The sequence below is a fragment of the Chryseobacterium sp. AG844 genome (assembly GCF_003182335.1).
In the GTDB taxonomy this organism is placed as follows: domain Bacteria; phylum Bacteroidota; class Bacteroidia; order Flavobacteriales; family Weeksellaceae; genus Chryseobacterium; species Chryseobacterium cupriresistens.
Map to the genome: position 1 here is coordinate 1 of NZ_QGTV01000014.1, position 15,929 is coordinate 15,929.

The window sequence follows — 15,929 nt, forward strand, 5'->3', positions numbered from 1 at the left end:
AAAGCACAATATACTTCCTGAGTTATTTAGCCAAAACTGTTCTCTCACCCCTTTTGCTTTGTATGTAAATTTATTCTTTTGCAAACATAGGAGCCAAAACCTAAATAAACTACGTTGGGTTTAGCAAATTAAATTCAGGCTATTGGAAGCTGGAAGTTGCTGTTAATCTTAACATTTATAGAGGTTTTCATAAATTAATGATATCACTATTAAAAAGATGAAAATACAGATAACCAGTTTTTCATAACCTTCAATAGCTTCCTTCTTCAAGCTCCCGGCTTCCAGCCTAATTAAAAGTTAAAATAAATTAAATCTTTATATTTGAATATGCAAAGCCGTATTTCTTCATTTCCACCCATTATTAACGCTCAGTCTGAAATTCTGATTTTAGGATCAATTCCCGGAGTGAAATCACTGGAAAAACAGCAGTATTATGCCCATCCGCAAAATAAATTCTGGAAAATCATTTTTGAATTGCTGAACGAACAATTTACTGATGATTACACACAAAGAATTGAAACGATAAAGAAACATCATATTGCCCTGTGGGATGTCATTGATTCCTGCGAGAGAAAAGGAAGTCTGGATTCTGAAATCAGGAATGAAGAAGCCAATCAGATTGCAGAACTGTTAGAAGAACATCCGAACATCCAAGCTATTTTCTGCAACGGCGGAAAGTCATACAAGAACTTACAGAAACTGCTCGGGAAAGATTATAAGCTGCCCGTTTTTTTATTGCCTTCTACCAGCCCGCTTCATACGGTTTCTTTTGAAAAGAAGCTGGAAGAGTGGAAAAGAATTTTGGAATTTTTGGGTGATTAGGAGTTCTGGAATTCGAGGTGCGGGATTCGGGATATTGACTGGGAGAGTTTGAGAGTTTGGGAATGAGAGGGTTTGAGAGGGAGAAGATAAAGCTAGATTCTTACGGAATGGACAACTGGGACGCTTTATTTATCCGTACACTTTGTCTTTCAGTAGGAATCTATATACTTTATAAACCCAGCCCTCAAACCCTCAAACTCTCCGACTCTCCACCAGCTCCCAGATATTCTCTCAATCCTTCTAACAATTCCAATTGGTTTTTAGTTCTGTCCAGATTGTGTTCAGGATGCGCGATAGAATAATAGGTACTCCCATTCAGATAATCGGTTAAGAAACGAAGTTCCTGAATATAAATGGCGACCTGTGCTGCATAATCGAGATTCTCAGTTTCCAGCGGTGTCAGTTTTTCTTTTAAATGAAATAAAAATCCTTCTTTTACGACTTTATACATTTCAGGGTTGAAATTATCTATGGCACTTCCATCATCTTCCTGGGTGGTATTGGTATACGACTGGATCATCGTTCCAAAATCATATAAAATGGTAGAAATCATTATGGTATCCAGATCAATCACAGCCAGCGGCTTATGATTCTGATCAAAGAGAATATTACTGATCTTTACATCTGCATGAATAATTCTTTTTGGGATCTGATTGTTTTTCTCCATTTCAATCCATCGGTCCGGCAAGGATAAAAGCTGGTTGGTGATTTCAATTTCAGCTTTAGCATTTTCTTTTAACTGAGGAGCCGCATCTTTGAGTGCATTTTTATAATCTATAATCCTCTTCTCAAAATTCAGGAAATTGGGAAGAGAATCTTCAATGGCAGGCAGTTTTTCAGTATTTACCGTATTGAGAAAATAACTGAAGGTTTTAGCAGCATCAAAAGCCGTCTGCAAAGAGGGAGCAGTAAGGAATGTTATACTGTTTTCTATAAAATTGAGCATACGCCATGGCTGGCCATTTTTATCTTTTACCAGAATTTTACCGGTAAGAGAAGGAACAGGTTCTATAATTTCAAATTGATAATGATTTGACCTGAGAACTTGATTAATCATTAAATGGTTATTAACGACCACTTCCGGCTGTTTAAAAACATGATTGTTGATTTTCTGCAGAATAAACTTTTTCCCCTGGCCTTTATCCTCCAGAAGATAGGTGGTATTGATCAACCCGTCAGTAATAGGAGTAAGGTCATAACTATCCGTACCGATAAATTCAGCAACAATATCATTTAGCTCCATAGATTTTCCGGGTATCTGTTGTTTTTAATCTCTGAAATCAGAAAATCTTTAACTTCCTTTTTATCATCAGCATACGTAACTCCCATCCATGGGCAAGGAGATACTTTTACCTTTACCTTTACTCTGTTTTCATCCATCATTCTTTGTACTGCAGAAGGAATATAAAATTCCTGATCAGGCAGTGGATCAGATTCTATGAAATCATAAAAATAGGTGTCCAGATAACAGAAAATGTGTGGGTGGAAAATAAAAAAATTCATGGATACCAAGGTGTCAGGATCCAGTTGTATACTTTCTCCGTTCTCAATGTAAACAATTGAGTTATTTATTCTTTGAATGGATGTTTGTTCCACTACTTTGATCAGGTAGTTTTCAGCATCCAGCGTACATATTCCTCTGGCTACAGTACCATTTCCACTCAATGTTGTACCCACAGGATAAGCAATCATTCCTAATTGTGTATCTGATATATGATGATGGTTAATTTCATGTGCAGCGAGCTGATACACTTCTTTTCCATAGAAATCATCCGCGTTGATCATCACAAAAGGTTCCTGTATTGAATATTTGGCGCACAGTACGGCATGAGCGGTTCCCCATGGCTTATTACGATCGGGATAATCAAAACCTTCCAGTGAAATAGGAATGCTGTCTATCTCCTGATATACCCAGATCAATTCAAAATTTTTAGCTTTTGAAATGCCGTTGAGCCTTTCAATATAACTTTCAGGAATCAGTTTGTTGACAATAATAACGACTTTTTGGAAACCGGCTTCCAGTGCATCAAAGATGGAATACTCAAGAATTGGCGAACCGTTATCGAGTATTCCGTCTACCTGTTTAAGCCCCTTGTATCTGCTTCCTAATCCGCCTGCCAGTATAAGTAATGTTTTCTTAGAACTCATCGGTCATTCCAAATACAGGTTTACGGGTTTTCCATTTTCCATTGGTGAAATCAGGAATATCAACTACCTGACCGCCTTTGGCAATAGACTCTTCGCTTAATGGTGTAATTGAATACCACAATGCAAGATCATACACATCCATCGGGAACTCTATATTCCGTTTGATACATTCAATAAAAGTATTCATCACAAAGAAATCCATTCCGCCATGTCCGGCACCTGCAGCAGTAGCTTCAAACTTTTTCCACATCGGATGATCGTGTTCTTTCATCCATTTTTCAGTATTGTCCCAACGGTGGGTATGGTTCATGGTTTTTTCAAAATAAATATGTCCCTGGTTGAAATCTCCCCATCCGAAATCCTGCCACAACCCTTCGGTTCCCTGAACTCTGAAACCAAGATCATAAGGTCTTTGTAAGCTTGTATCATGAGTAAGAAGAATGGTTTCTCCATTGGCACAGGCAATCTGAGTGGTTACAATATCTCCCTGGTTGAATTTTACTTTGGCATTAGGATGGTTTTCTCCCCCTTTGGGATGCTCAACAATATATTTATGAAGCCCTACAGATTTTGAAGAGAATGAAGAAAGCCTTGTTAAACGGTTCCCTCTGTTGATATCCATCATCATTGCAACCGGACCTAATCCATGAGTAGGATAAAGCTCGCCGTTACGCTTAACATAATGTTCAGTTCTCCATTTTGCCTCACTGAAGCCTTTTTCTCCAAACTCAGCACCGGAATTGTATGGAGTAACTCCGTCATTGAAAAGAACACCTCTCAGATCATGCTGATAACCGCCTCTTCCATGTACCAGTTCTCCGAACATTCCTTTACGGACCATATTCAGGATGGCCATAATATCTCTGCGATAGCATACGTTTTCCATCATAAAGATAGGAACTTTCGTCTCCTCATATACCTTTACAAATTCCCAGCAGTCCTGAAGCTTTATCGCCCCGGAAACTTCCATGCCTACAATTTTTTTAGCACGCATAGCTTCCACACCCTGGGTAAGATGCCATTCCCATGGAGTAGCGATCACAACAGCATCTATTGTTTTTAATTTCAACAGATTTCTATAATCGTATTCCCCGTTGGAAAACTCCTGAGCTGCCGGTTTATTGTTGTCTTTTAAGATTTTTTGAGACGCGGCAAGCATTCTTTTTTCCGGATCTGCAAATGCAACAATCTCTACATCATTACGTTTTGCCAGTAATTTCACATGTTCCTGACCACGAAGACCTACGCCGATAAAACCTACACGGACTTTTTTATCTGTTTTAAAATCATTGGAATAAGCAAATAAAGAATTGGGTAAAACCAATGCCCCAAAGCTTGCTAAAGCGGCAGTCTTAAGAAAGTTTCTGCGGGAGTTACTATTGTCCATCTATTTTTTTTTAAATATATTAAAACTTTTGTAAATCCCGTGAAGGTGATAGATAATAAGAGAATGAAGTGATGAAGGTGGTTTGTAAGAATTTGAGGCTTATTGGATTTTAAAATTGAACAGTTTTGTAGTTATTAAAATATAGATTATTAATTTTCACTTTTTTAGCAGTTTTGCTCATTTGTATTTTTTATTAAATATTTTGTTATCTGCATGAAATTTATTGATTGATCAATGCCTTTCCCAAGGTCAGCTATTTTGAACCCGGATTTGGCAGCGTACTTATTGTTCCGGTGGTTTCATCATAGTTGAAACCTGCCTTATCCAGATATTCTTTCAAAGGAATAGGATGATGGGTGCCTTCTATATAATCTCTGGAGAATGTACGTATTTCAGGATAAGTCATTTTTGTAATCTCACCAAAAAGTTCATTATCATTAAAGTATGTACACTAAATCTCTTCAAAATTTGTCTCTTTTATTTTTCCATATAATATACCTCTTCATAAGGCTGAATCAGTACCCATCCGTGACCTGAGAATTTCATCTGAAACTCTTCGCCGCTTCCTCTGCCGATAAGGCTTTTGAAAGAAACATTGGTTTTCAGTTCCGGGCTGAGGTTTCCGGACCATGCCACAGTAGCATTCGGATCTGTAAATACAGGTGTATCAGGAGTTACAAGTAAAGTTAAAGGATCTCCGTGAGTCGTAATAGCAATATGTCCCGTTCCTGAAAGTTTGGCCTGGAAAAGACCTCCGGACATCATTCCAGCGATGCTTTTCAGCATAGTAATATCACTTTTTACACTTTGTTCATGGGCAAGAATATCATTTCCGTTTACACAAACAGATTCATTGTTCAGATAGAGAATACGGACTTTCTTCCCGGAATCAGCAACATATAATTTTCCGGTTCCTTCTGCTTTCATCAACCTTGCACCTTCACCGCTGATCGCTTTCTTCAAAAGATTTCCAAGTCCTCCGGAAAGCATTCCCTGCCTTTCAAAATTGATATTTCCCACATAACTTACCATACTTCCTCTTTTGGTCCATACCGCCTGATTATTAAGGTTGATTTCCAGAAGATGCTTTGTTTCCAGCTCAAAATAATCTCTTTGTTGTGGATTTTCTTTTGTTTCGTTGATAAATGCTTCTATTGAATATTTGCTCATAATGATAATTTTATCGGTTGATGTATAGTGTTATTATTTTAGTTTGTCGAGTTTATACTCCCTTTTGTTACTTTTAGGATTCAGATCCACAAATTCATACGCTTCAAAACCGGCAAGTCTGGCTTTGAACATCTCAGTTGCCTTTTCCAGTGACCAGGTTTTAGGATAATGAAAGCCTTCAAATTGCGCATAGAAAATTTCTGCTTTGAAATCATGTGAAAACTCATAATCGCCTGCGTAGGTCAATGCTATTTTGCCTGTCCATATAATATCATACCGGTGATTCTCTTTTTTTGAAAACCGGATCTGATGTCCGGCACAGCTGTCATGCCCCAGCAGGTAGATGTTGAAAGCAAGATCGTCATCATCAGAATGGTGTTCAGACGGAAGATCATTACTGAAAAGATCATTTTGAACAACAACATCGAAATCTAATTTTTCATCAAGATTATTAATTCTGATTCCTCTCTGTTCACCCCAATAGTTGGATGAGAGTGTACAGGCATGATAGTTTCTCCATACGATTTTGGAGTCCCAGTCGGACAGATCTTCGTCTTCTTCTTCATTGTTTTCATTGTCATTGGCATAATATTTTTCAGTTTTTAAATGAAAATCAAACCAGATAAATCCAGATTCATCAATTCTTCCACTCCAGCTGAAATTTTCAATTGTATGACCGTCAGGATACGGATTATCAATGAAGTATATTTTACTTACAGGTTCCATATTGAATTTTAATTTTTCCAAAAATACTCTTTTTATATCTTGAAACTCCCCGTAAAATCACGGTTTTATGTTTGATTGTAAATAATACTTGACAAAGGGGTGTTCAATGTCGTATATTTGCACTCCGAAAATTACACCTTGTAATTTCAATAATTTTTAAACCGTAATTTAAAAAATGAAAACATCAGATTTTAATTTTGATCTTCCTGCGGAATTATTAGCAGAACACCCATCAGAGCACAGAGACGAAGCGAGATTAATGGTACTTGATAGAAAAACACAGACTATCGAGCACAAATTATTCAAGGACGTTGTGGATTATTTTGATGAAGAAGATTTGTTCATCTTCAACAATACAAAAGTTTTCCCTGCACGTCTTTACGGAAATAAAGAAAAAACAGGTGCTAAAATTGAAGTTTTCTTATTAAGAGAGCTTGATAAAGAAACCAGAGTTTGGGATGTTTTGGTAGATCCTGCAAGAAAAATCAGAATTGGTAACAAATTATTCTTCACTGAAGATGAGTCTTTGGTAGCTGAGGTTATTGATAACACAACTTCAAGAGGAAGAACATTAAGATTCTTATTCGACGGATCTTACGACGAATTCAGAACAAAACTAAAAGAATTGGGAGAAACTCCACTTCCAAAATATATCAAAAGAGCTGTAGAACCTGAAGATGCAGAGAGATATCAGACAATCTATGCAAAAGTAGAAGGAGCAGTAGCTGCCCCTACAGCAGGTCTTCACTTCTCTAAGCATTTGATGAAGAGATTGGAGATCAAAGGGATCAATTTTGCTGAAGTTACCCTTCACGTGGGATTGGGAACATTCAACCCGATTGAGGTAGAAGATCTTTCCAAACATAAAATGGAGTCTGAAGAAATCATTATCGATGAGAAAAATGCTGCCATCATTAACAAAGCGGTAGAATCTCACAGAAGAGTATGTGCAGTAGGTACTACTACCATGAGAGCATTGGAAACTTCTGTTTCTTCAAACAAAAAAATCTCTGCTTTCAACGGATGGACAAACAAATTCATTTATCCTCCTCACGATTTCGGAGTAGCGAACTCAATGATTACGAACTTCCACACACCGAAGTCTACTTTAATCATGATGATTGCTGCATTTGCCGGAAGAGATTTTGTAATGCATGCTTATGAAGAAGCCGTAAAAGAAAAGTATAAATTCTATTCTTACGGTGATGCAATGTTAATTCTATAAAAAAGATAATAGGTAAAAGGTTGCAGGTAATAGTATCTGCAACCTGCCACCTAAAATCTACAACCTTACAATGAAAGATATCCGTACATTATCACTAGACCAGCTTAAAGACTACTTTGTGTCTTTAGGAGAAAAGCCGTTTCGTGCGAAACAGGTCTATGACTGGCTATGGAGTAAAAACCTCCATTCGATTGACGAAATGACGAATCTTTCAAAATCACTTCGTGAGAGAATTTCGGAAGAATATACCATTAATCCTGTTTCCGTAGACCTTCTTCAAAAAAGCTCTGACGGAACCATCAAAAACGGAGTGAAACTTCATGACGGACTGATGGTGGAATCTGTTCTTATTCCTACAGAAACAAGAACAACAGCCTGTGTATCTTCGCAGGTAGGATGCTCATTAAACTGCGAATTCTGTGCTACAGCAAGACTGAAAAGGATGAGAAACCTTGAAGTTGCTGAAATTGTGGATCAGGTAGCCCTGATTGACAGCCAGAGCAGAATGTATTTCGACAGACCGCTTTCCAATATCGTATTTATGGGAATGGGAGAGCCGATGATGAATTACAAAAACGTAGTGGAAGCCATCAAAAAAATTACCCAGCCGGAAGGATTGGGAATGTCTCCAAGAAGAATTACCGTTTCTACATCCGGTATCCCTAAGATGATCAAAATGCTTGCAGATGATGAACTGCGCGTGAAACTGGCTTTATCCCTTCATTCTGCTATCGAATCCAAGCGCAATGAAATTATGCCTTTCTCTGATAAGTTCCCATTGACGGATATTATGGATGCTCTTCAGTATTGGTATCAAAAAACAGGTTCTGTGATTACTTTTGAATACTGCGTATGGAAAGGAATCAATGACGGTGATGAAGACATTAAAGCTTTAATCAAATACTGCAAACAGGTTCCTTCAAAAGTAAACCTGATTCAATACAATCCGATCGGGGACGGAAAATATGACCAGTGTAACAAGCAGGCAGAAGAAAATTACATCCGTCAGCTTGAAAATGCAGGGATTACTGTAATGGTAAGAAGAAGCCGTGGAGGTGATATTGATGCCGCTTGCGGACAGTTGGCCAACAAAACAACAGATTAAAATTTCCTTAAAAAAAGCCTAAAACTTTCTTAAAAAATAGCCTAAAACCCTACCTTTGCACAAATTATTTTGTGATGATGGATTTTCTTATGAGCGAGGACGGGCTGGAAAATGTGTATGCATGGGCTATCCCATTGCATGCCACTGTCATTTTAGCTGAAATGATTTACAGCCACGTTTCAGAAGTTAAGTTATATAGCGGGAAAGATCTTGCCACCAATGTTTATCTTGCATTGATGAACTTTGGTCTTGACCTTATCATGAAGGCATTTGCCATGGGCGTAATGTTTTTCTTTTATCATCACAGGATTTTCTCATGGGATCTTAGTATCTGGTATCTGCTGGCTTGTTTTATCATCACAGATTTTGCCTATTATGTGCTGCATTATGTGGACCACCGTTCCAGAGCATTCTGGGCAGTTCATATTACGCACCATAGCTCAGAATATTTTAATCTGACAACAGGATTCAGAAGTCCTGTATTACAGCCGCTTTACAGATATTTATATTTTTCACCGCTGGCGTTTTTAGGATTCAACCCGTGGCATATTATGGTGGCATACGCTATCGGACAGGTGTATGGGACATGGGTACACACGCAAACAGTGAAGAGTATGGGATTCCTGGAATATATTCTGGTAACACCGTCTCATCACCGTGTACACCATGCTTGTAACGTAAAATACCTGGATAAAAACATGGGAATGTGTCTCATTATCTGGGATAAAATATTTGGAACCTTCCAAAAAGAAGATCCGAATGTACCTGTGAAATATGGAATCTATCCAAAAATGCCGGATAACAGACCGGATACGGTATTATTTTATGAATGGAGAAAAATCTGGAAAGATCTGAAGCAGCCTGGATTAAAATTTACAGACAGAATCAATTATATTTTCAATTCACCGGGATGGAGACATGATGGAACGGGAAAAACGGTAAGGCAATATCAGAAAGAGTATTTTGCAAAACAGGCACAAAAGAAAGAACAACAGCAAAATCAGAAAGAGCAGAAAACGGCTTAACTTCTGATTTAAATCAATAGAAATCTAAGGGAAAAGCGGACTATTTTAGTCCGTTTTTCTATTTTTAGAATGGGCATTTTCAAAGGCTATACAGTATTTATATTCCACAGGAATCCACACTCTCCCCTCAAACCTGCATCCCGAAACCCGTATCTCGCATCACTTGCAAACGCTTTTAGCTCAAACCCTCCAACTCTCTAACTCACAATAAAACCTTATTTTTGTCTTATGAAAAAACTCCTTCTGATTGTTGCTCTTTTCGTTGGCCAATCTGCATTTTCCCAGCGGACTGATTTTCTGAAAATAAAAAAATACAGAATAAACTACCTTGATGATAAAATTCAGGAAACTTCAGGACTGAATATTTTAAACGGAAGATTGTATACATTCAATGACAGTGGAAATCCTGCCGAACTTTTTGAATTGGATAAAAAAAGTGGGGAAATTATCAGGATACTGAAAACCAATTTAATCAATACAGATTGGGAAGCGTTAGCCAATGACGGAGAAAATTTTTATATCGGGGATTTCGGAAACAATACCGGAACAAGAAAGGATCTGACGATTTACAAAGTTCCATACGAACGTCTCGATGAGTCTAATGCCATTAAAATTCCAGGTTCGGAAAGGGCCTTAGATGGAACGAAAATTTTGTTTTATTATCCTGAACAGACCGAATTTATTGCTAAAAACACAAAGAACGATTTCGATGCAGAAGCTATGATTTATCTGAATGGAAAGCTGCATATATTTACCAAAGAGTGGGCTTCAAAAGCAACCTCACATTATATCGTAGATCCTGAACTATCAGAACTGCAAAAAGCAGAAAAAATAGAAACCTATAAAACAGGTTTTATAGTTACAGATGCCTCTTATTTTGATAAAAAGCTTTATTTGATAGGATATACCAAGAAAACAGAAGTCTTTTTAGATATTTTTACAGAAACAGAACACGGAATATTTTTTAAAGAAAAACCAAAGCACTATTACCTCGGGACTGCGCTTTCATTAGCACAAATTGAGGGAATAAGTGCAGATGAAACGGGAATTTATATTTCAGGGGAAAAGTTCAGATCTCCGTTGGGAACTACAAAACCTTCATTTTATTTTATCCCGAAAGAACAACTCAAAGATTAATTTGTCTTAAAATTGAGCGAAAAAAATTATCTTTGTGAGAATTAATAATTATTCACCCAGCATCGCAGATTGTGGCAAACATTGTAGAAGAGATTAAACGACCGATCAATGATGAAATGAAACTTTTTGAACAGAAGTTTTATGAGTCAATGCAGAGTAAAGTAGCTTTATTGGATAAAGTAACCCGTTTTATTGTTACCACCAAAGGAAAGCAGATGCGTCCTATGTTTGTGTTTCTTTGTGCCAAACTGGTGGGTGAGGTGACGGAAAAAACATACCGCGGTGCTTCTATGATCGAACTGATCCACACCGCTACTCTGGTACATGATGATGTGGTGGATGAAAGTTTTAAACGTCGTAATTTCTTTTCAATCAATGCATTGTGGAAAAATAAAATTGCGGTTTTGGTGGGGGATTACCTTTTATCAAAATCAGTTTTACTATCTACAGACCACAAAGATTATGATCTGCTTGGGGTTATTTCCAGAACCATCCGTGAAATGTCTGAAGGAGAACTTCTGCAGCTTGAAAAAGCAAGAAAACTGGATATCACAGAAGAGGTTTACTATGAAATTATCCGGCAGAAAACAGCTACTCTGATTGCAGCATGTTGTGAAATAGGAGTTCTTTCCAACAATGCTGATGAAGCTCTTGCCAAGAAGATGATGGATTTCGGTACTTTTACCGGTATGGCATTTCAGATTAAAGATGACCTTTTCGACTATTTGAGTTCAAACGTCATAGGAAAGCCTGTAGGAATTGATATTAAAGAACAGAAAATGACACTGCCTTTGATTCATACCTTAAAGATCGCCAGTGAAAAAGACAGAAAGTACTATTTCGATACCATAAAACGATATAATAACAATCCTAAGCGTGTAAAAGAGCTTATAGAATTTGTTAAAAGTTCAGGTGGATTGGATTATGCCATTACAGTGATGAAAGAATTTCAGCAGAAAGCAAAAGATATTCTGAATGAGTTTCCGGATTCTGAAGCAAGAAAATCGCTGCATATTATGCTGGATTATGTCATTGAAAGAAAATTCTGATAGTAACACTTTTTGGTCAGTTTTAATTTTTTTATTCTCCTTTTTCCTGTAATCACGCATGGTGTAACGGATCCTCATTATTGAAAGAAAAATAATCGTATCTTCCAATAATTCAATGAGTTGTGATTAGTTTGCTTTTTTATAAGATTAAATTACTGTAAATTAATATTTTGCATCAATTAAGCAAAATAATTACTAATAATTCATTGATTTTCAATATAATTTTTGTTTATTTGTGGTTAGAAAAAAACAACAAATAATGAGAAAAATTCAAACAATGATGATAGCGTGTGCTATCAGTTCAAGCTTCATCGCGTACGCACAAGTGGGAATAGGTACTCAAAATCCCCAGACAACTTTTCATATTGACGGTTCTAAAGACAATCCTGCAACAGGAATTCCTTCTGTGGCTCAACAGGATAATGATTTCAGTGTAACTTCAAGTGCTAAAGTAGGGATTGGTACGGTTTCACCCACTGAAAAATTAGATGTTGCGTCTGGAAATGCCCGTATCCGTAATATTAATTCGAATATTGGTATCGGAGGAACCGACAGGGTAGTTGTAGCTGATGCTACCGGAATTCTGAAGACCATAGATTTTACTGCTTATTCACTGTTTCATGCGCGTTTAGCAGCGAATCAGAACATCAGTTCTTCTACGATCACGACTTTATTATTCGCAGCACCGATAGCGACTTCCCCTTTCTATTCTTATAATACCGGAACTGGGGTGATGACTTTTAACCAGCCTGGAAATTATCTGGTAACGCTGCAGGCAAGTTTTACCAATATGCCCGCAGGAACACAGCTGCTCATCGGTATCAGACCTGTACCGGATGCGAATTATCTGGGAAGAGGAAGCCATTATAACGCAGTTGCTGCTTCGGGAACTGTAGGTGAACTGATGAATTATACAACCGTGGTTGTTGCGCCTACAGCTGGGTATCAGATCCGTTTTACGGCAGCGCCGAATCAAAATTCTACGATTATTTCGACAGAAACCGGATCTACAGGAAGTGGAAATGTTACCAATGTAACTGTTCAGAAGATCTGATTCTATTTTTACTTTAATTAAACTAAAGTGCTGTATATAGATTTTCGGGAAACTGAAAATGTATATACAGCACTTTTCTTATTAGATTCAGAATCTGATAGTGATTCAGTGTAAAAAATAAGAAAAGAACTGCTTAATGAATTCTTGTATTTTCATATAATTATCCTTATTTATTACCTTCGATTGCTTAATTAAGCGAAAAATTTAAATTAAATAATTTTCAGGGTTACAATGATAACGGCTAGAACTATACAAAATAAAGCGATTAAAAATAAATAATCCGCAATGTTCTCAAACGTGTATTCCCGCTTACTATTTTTTGTTCTGATTGCCAGAAAGGAAAAGAAACAGCTGCAGGCAAAAAGAATACAGGCAAATCCTGCAAATTCGTCCAAATAGGTATGCTGACTGATTTTAGAGATTTTCAATGAGGTGATAATGAGTAGGGAAAATCCTAAAAGATTGCTGGAAGCATTCAATATATGTGGCGATTTTTTTTCCATCTTTTACATTTTTTTTCAAAATAAAGCACATTTTTTTTTATTATCAAATTTTTAAAAAAGATTATTAAAAATTAAAATTAATTTAAAAAGTGTATATTAGCAAAATACTTGAAGATTAAAAACTTTTTTACTTAGCTATGCAAACAACCTATATTGAAACACAGCAAATATCCTTTCAAGATTTTAAAAATCAGATACTTGAAGACTACAGGTTAGGAAGGATCTCTCGTGAAATGTCTTATCTCGGAAGGAGAGAAGTACTCACTGGAAAAGCTAAATTTGGAATTTTTGGGGATGGAAAAGAACTTCCTCAGCTTGCAATGGCGAAAGTTTTCAGAAATGGAGACTTCCGTTCAGGATATTACAGGGATCAGACTTTTGCATTGGCAATAGATGCCTTGACGGTAGAAAGTTTCTTTGCGCAGATGTATGCAGATACCAGCGTGGAAAGAGAACCTGCTTCAGCCGGAAGACAAATGAACGGGCATTTCGCAACAAGAAGTTTACATGAAGATGGAAGCTGGAAAGATCTGACAGCTCAGAAAAATATTTCTTCCGATATTTCTCCTACAGCAGGGCAGATGCCAAGATTATTGGGATTGGCTCAGGCTTCAACTATTTATAAAAGCGTAAAATTTGACGGTTCAGAAAAATTCTCAAGAGAAGGGAACGAAATTGCTTTCGGAACCATTGGGGATGCTTCTACAGCAGAAGGACACTTCTGGGAAACCTTGAATGCTGCATGTGCTCTTCAGGTTCCAATGATTGTTTCTATCTGGGATGATGGGTATGGTATTTCAGTTCCTACAAAAAACCAGAGAGCAAAAGCGGATATCAGTGAAATGCTAAGTGGTTTCCAGAGAAAAGAGGGAGAAAACCAGGGATGTGAAATTATTCAGGTGAGAGCCTGGGATTATCCTGCATTATTAGATGCATACGCTAAGGCAGAACATTTTGCAAGAACAGAAAGTGTACCGGTGGTAGTACATGTGGTAGACGTTACTCAGCCACAGGGACATTCTACATCCGGATCTCACGAAAGATATAAAAACGAAGAGCGTCTTGCATGGGAAGCTGAGTATGACGGTCTGGCGAAATTCAAAGAATGGATCCTGAACTATTCTATCGAAATTGATGGGAAAGAAGAAGTGATTGCTACAGCTGAAGAACTGGAGGCTATTGATGAAGAAGCGAAAAAAGCAGCAAAAGCCGGACAGAAAGCAGCCTGGGAAAATTATCAGAAAGCCATTTCAGAACTTATTCAGTCTGTTTTACCTTTAGTAGAAAACCTTAAAGGGCAGAATGCTGAAGTTGAAAATTATATCGCTCATTTCAACAAATTGGTTTCAAAAGCTAAAAAAGACATCTTCCATCTGGTAAGACAGACTTTACTGGCGACAAGAGGAACAAATTCTGCGGAAAGAAATCAGCTGATGCAGAAATACAATGAAGTATCTGCTGTTGAAAAAGATAACTATTCTTCTCACTTATATTCTCAGTCCCAATGGAAAGCTGAGAATGTTCAGGAAATCAAACCTGTATATTCTGACAGTTCCGAAGAGGTAGATGGAAGAGTAGTGATCAGAAACAATTTTGACAAAATTTTTGAAAAATATCCTGAAACTTTAATCTTTGGAGAAGATACCGGAAACATTGGTGACGTCAACCAGGGATTGGAAGGAATGCAGGAGAAATATGGCGCTTTACGTATCGCTGATACAGGAATCCGTGAAGCAACAATTCTTGGACAGGGAATTGGTATGGCGATGAGAGGTTTAAGACCCATTGCTGAAATCCAGTACTTAGACTACGTTCTTTACTGTTTACAGGGAATGAGTGATGATCTGGCAACGGTACATTACAGAACGAAAGGAGGCCAGAAAGCTCCGTTGATTATCAGAACAAGAGGTCACAGATTAGAAGGAATCTGGCACTCAGGTTCTCCAATGGCTGGTATTCTGAACCTTTCAAAAGGTATTTTGGTATTGGTTCCTAGAAACCTTACGAAAGCAGCAGGATTCTACAACACAATGCTTCAGGCTGACGAACCTGCAATCATCGTAGAATGTCTGAACGGATACAGATTAAAAGAAAAACAACCGGATAACTTAGGCGAATTCACTGTTCCTGTAGGGAAAATTGAAGTGACAAAAGAAGGAAAAGATGTTACATTGGTCACTTACGGATCTACCTGGAGAATTGTAACGGAAGCAGCTAACGAATTGGAAAAATTAGGAATTTCCGCAGAGGTAATTGATATCCAGTCATTGATTCCTTTCGATTTATCCCACGAAATTGCTGAAAGTGTTAAGAAAACCAACAGATTAGTAGTGATTGACGAAGATGTGGAAGGGGGAACTACAGGATTCATCTTACAGCAGATCCTTGAAAAGCAGAAAGCTTTCAGATACCTGGATTCAGATCCGTTGACGATCTCCGCCAATGATCACAGACCAGCATATGCAAGTGATGGTGACTACTTTAGTAAGCCGTCTGCAGACGATATGGTAGAAAAAATCTACGCTATGTTTAATGAAACAAATCCTCAGAAATATCCAGCTATATTTTAATTGGGATT

The 15,929-nt window shown here is 37.5% G+C and carries 15 protein-coding genes; 8 read left to right on the top strand and 7 right to left on the bottom strand.

Annotation, left to right across the window (positions count from 1 at the left end; all coding sequences use genetic code 11):
- Window positions 1–327 precede the first annotated feature (327 nt).
- Window positions 328–822 (top strand): DNA-deoxyinosine glycosylase, encoded by a 495-nt coding sequence (locus tag DEU40_RS14180; RefSeq protein ID WP_110010431.1) that lies wholly within the window; start codon window positions 328–330, stop codon window positions 820–822.
- 184 nt (window positions 823–1,006) lie between these two features.
- On the opposite strand, the gene DEU40_RS14185 is transcribed toward DEU40_RS14180, so the two are convergent.
- The 6 genes from DEU40_RS14185 to DEU40_RS14205 all read right to left on the bottom strand — a co-directional run bounded on the left by DEU40_RS14185 (window position 1,007) and on the right by DEU40_RS14205 (window position 6,274).
- Complete coding sequence (locus DEU40_RS14185; RefSeq protein WP_110010432.1) at window positions 1,007–2,065, bottom strand: phosphotransferase enzyme family protein; 1,059 nt, start codon at window positions 2,063–2,065, stop codon at window positions 1,007–1,009.
- Window positions 2,056–2,970, bottom strand: coding sequence for an NDP-sugar synthase (locus tag DEU40_RS14190; RefSeq protein WP_110010433.1), 915 nt, complete (start codon window positions 2,968–2,970; stop codon window positions 2,056–2,058). Before DEU40_RS14190 ends, DEU40_RS14185 begins: the two co-directional genes overlap by 10 nt.
- Entirely contained in the window at window positions 2,960–4,357 is a 1,398-nt protein-coding gene (locus DEU40_RS14195) for a Gfo/Idh/MocA family protein (protein WP_110010434.1), read from the bottom strand. The genes DEU40_RS14190 and DEU40_RS14195 overlap by 11 nt, the downstream gene beginning before the upstream one ends.
- Window positions 4,358–4,610: 253 nt before the next feature.
- Complete coding sequence (locus tag DEU40_RS22475) at window positions 4,611–4,763, bottom strand: hypothetical protein (RefSeq protein ID WP_181397971.1); 153 nt, start codon at window positions 4,761–4,763, stop codon at window positions 4,611–4,613.
- A 71-nt stretch (window positions 4,764–4,834) separates the two neighbouring features.
- Window positions 4,835–5,527 (bottom strand): AIM24 family protein, encoded by a 693-nt coding sequence (locus tag DEU40_RS14200; RefSeq protein WP_047433734.1) that lies wholly within the window; start codon window positions 5,525–5,527, stop codon window positions 4,835–4,837.
- A gap of 33 nt (window positions 5,528–5,560) precedes the next feature.
- A complete protein-coding gene (locus DEU40_RS14205; RefSeq protein WP_228406522.1) occupies window positions 5,561–6,274 on the bottom strand; it encodes a hypothetical protein in 714 nt (237 codons plus the stop codon).
- A 154-nt stretch (window positions 6,275–6,428) separates the two neighbouring features.
- Here DEU40_RS14205 and queA point away from each other — a divergent pair, with 154 nt between their 5' ends.
- The 6 genes from queA to DEU40_RS14235 all read left to right on the top strand — a co-directional run bounded on the left by queA (window position 6,429) and on the right by DEU40_RS14235 (window position 12,848).
- Window positions 6,429–7,478, top strand: a complete 1,050-nt coding sequence (queA, locus tag DEU40_RS14210) for a tRNA preQ1(34) S-adenosylmethionine ribosyltransferase-isomerase QueA (protein WP_034696367.1) — start codon at window positions 6,429–6,431, stop codon at window positions 7,476–7,478.
- A 70-nt stretch (window positions 7,479–7,548) separates the two neighbouring features.
- Window positions 7,549–8,583, top strand: coding sequence for a 23S rRNA (adenine(2503)-C(2))-methyltransferase RlmN (rlmN, locus tag DEU40_RS14215; protein ID WP_110010436.1), 1,035 nt, complete (start codon window positions 7,549–7,551; stop codon window positions 8,581–8,583).
- Window positions 8,584–8,657: 74 nt separating this feature from the next.
- A complete protein-coding gene (locus tag DEU40_RS14220; RefSeq protein ID WP_110010437.1) occupies window positions 8,658–9,608 on the top strand; it encodes a sterol desaturase family protein in 951 nt (316 codons plus the stop codon).
- Window positions 9,609–9,836: 228 nt separating this feature from the next.
- The gene (locus DEU40_RS14225; protein WP_110010438.1) at window positions 9,837–10,745 is read left to right on the top strand and encodes a hypothetical protein; all 909 of its coding nucleotides are present in this window, start codon (window positions 9,837–9,839) and stop codon (window positions 10,743–10,745) included.
- A gap of 71 nt (window positions 10,746–10,816) precedes the next feature.
- Entirely contained in the window at window positions 10,817–11,794 is a 978-nt protein-coding gene (locus DEU40_RS14230) for a polyprenyl synthetase family protein (RefSeq protein ID WP_110010439.1), read from the top strand.
- A 259-nt stretch (window positions 11,795–12,053) separates the two neighbouring features.
- On the top strand, window positions 12,054–12,848 hold the full coding sequence (locus DEU40_RS14235) for a hypothetical protein (RefSeq protein WP_110010440.1): 795 nt from the start codon (window positions 12,054–12,056) through the stop codon (window positions 12,846–12,848).
- Between the two features lie 209 nt (window positions 12,849–13,057).
- Here the strand turns inward: DEU40_RS14235 and DEU40_RS14240 are convergent, their stop codons facing one another.
- The gene (locus DEU40_RS14240; RefSeq protein ID WP_110010441.1) at window positions 13,058–13,351 is read right to left on the bottom strand and encodes a hypothetical protein; all 294 of its coding nucleotides are present in this window, start codon (window positions 13,349–13,351) and stop codon (window positions 13,058–13,060) included.
- 137 nt (window positions 13,352–13,488) lie between these two features.
- On the opposite strand from DEU40_RS14240, the gene DEU40_RS14245 reads away from it, so the two are divergent.
- Entirely contained in the window at window positions 13,489–15,921 is a 2,433-nt protein-coding gene (locus tag DEU40_RS14245; RefSeq protein WP_110010442.1) for a thiamine pyrophosphate-dependent enzyme, read from the top strand.
- Window positions 15,922–15,929: the final 8 nt, after the last annotated feature.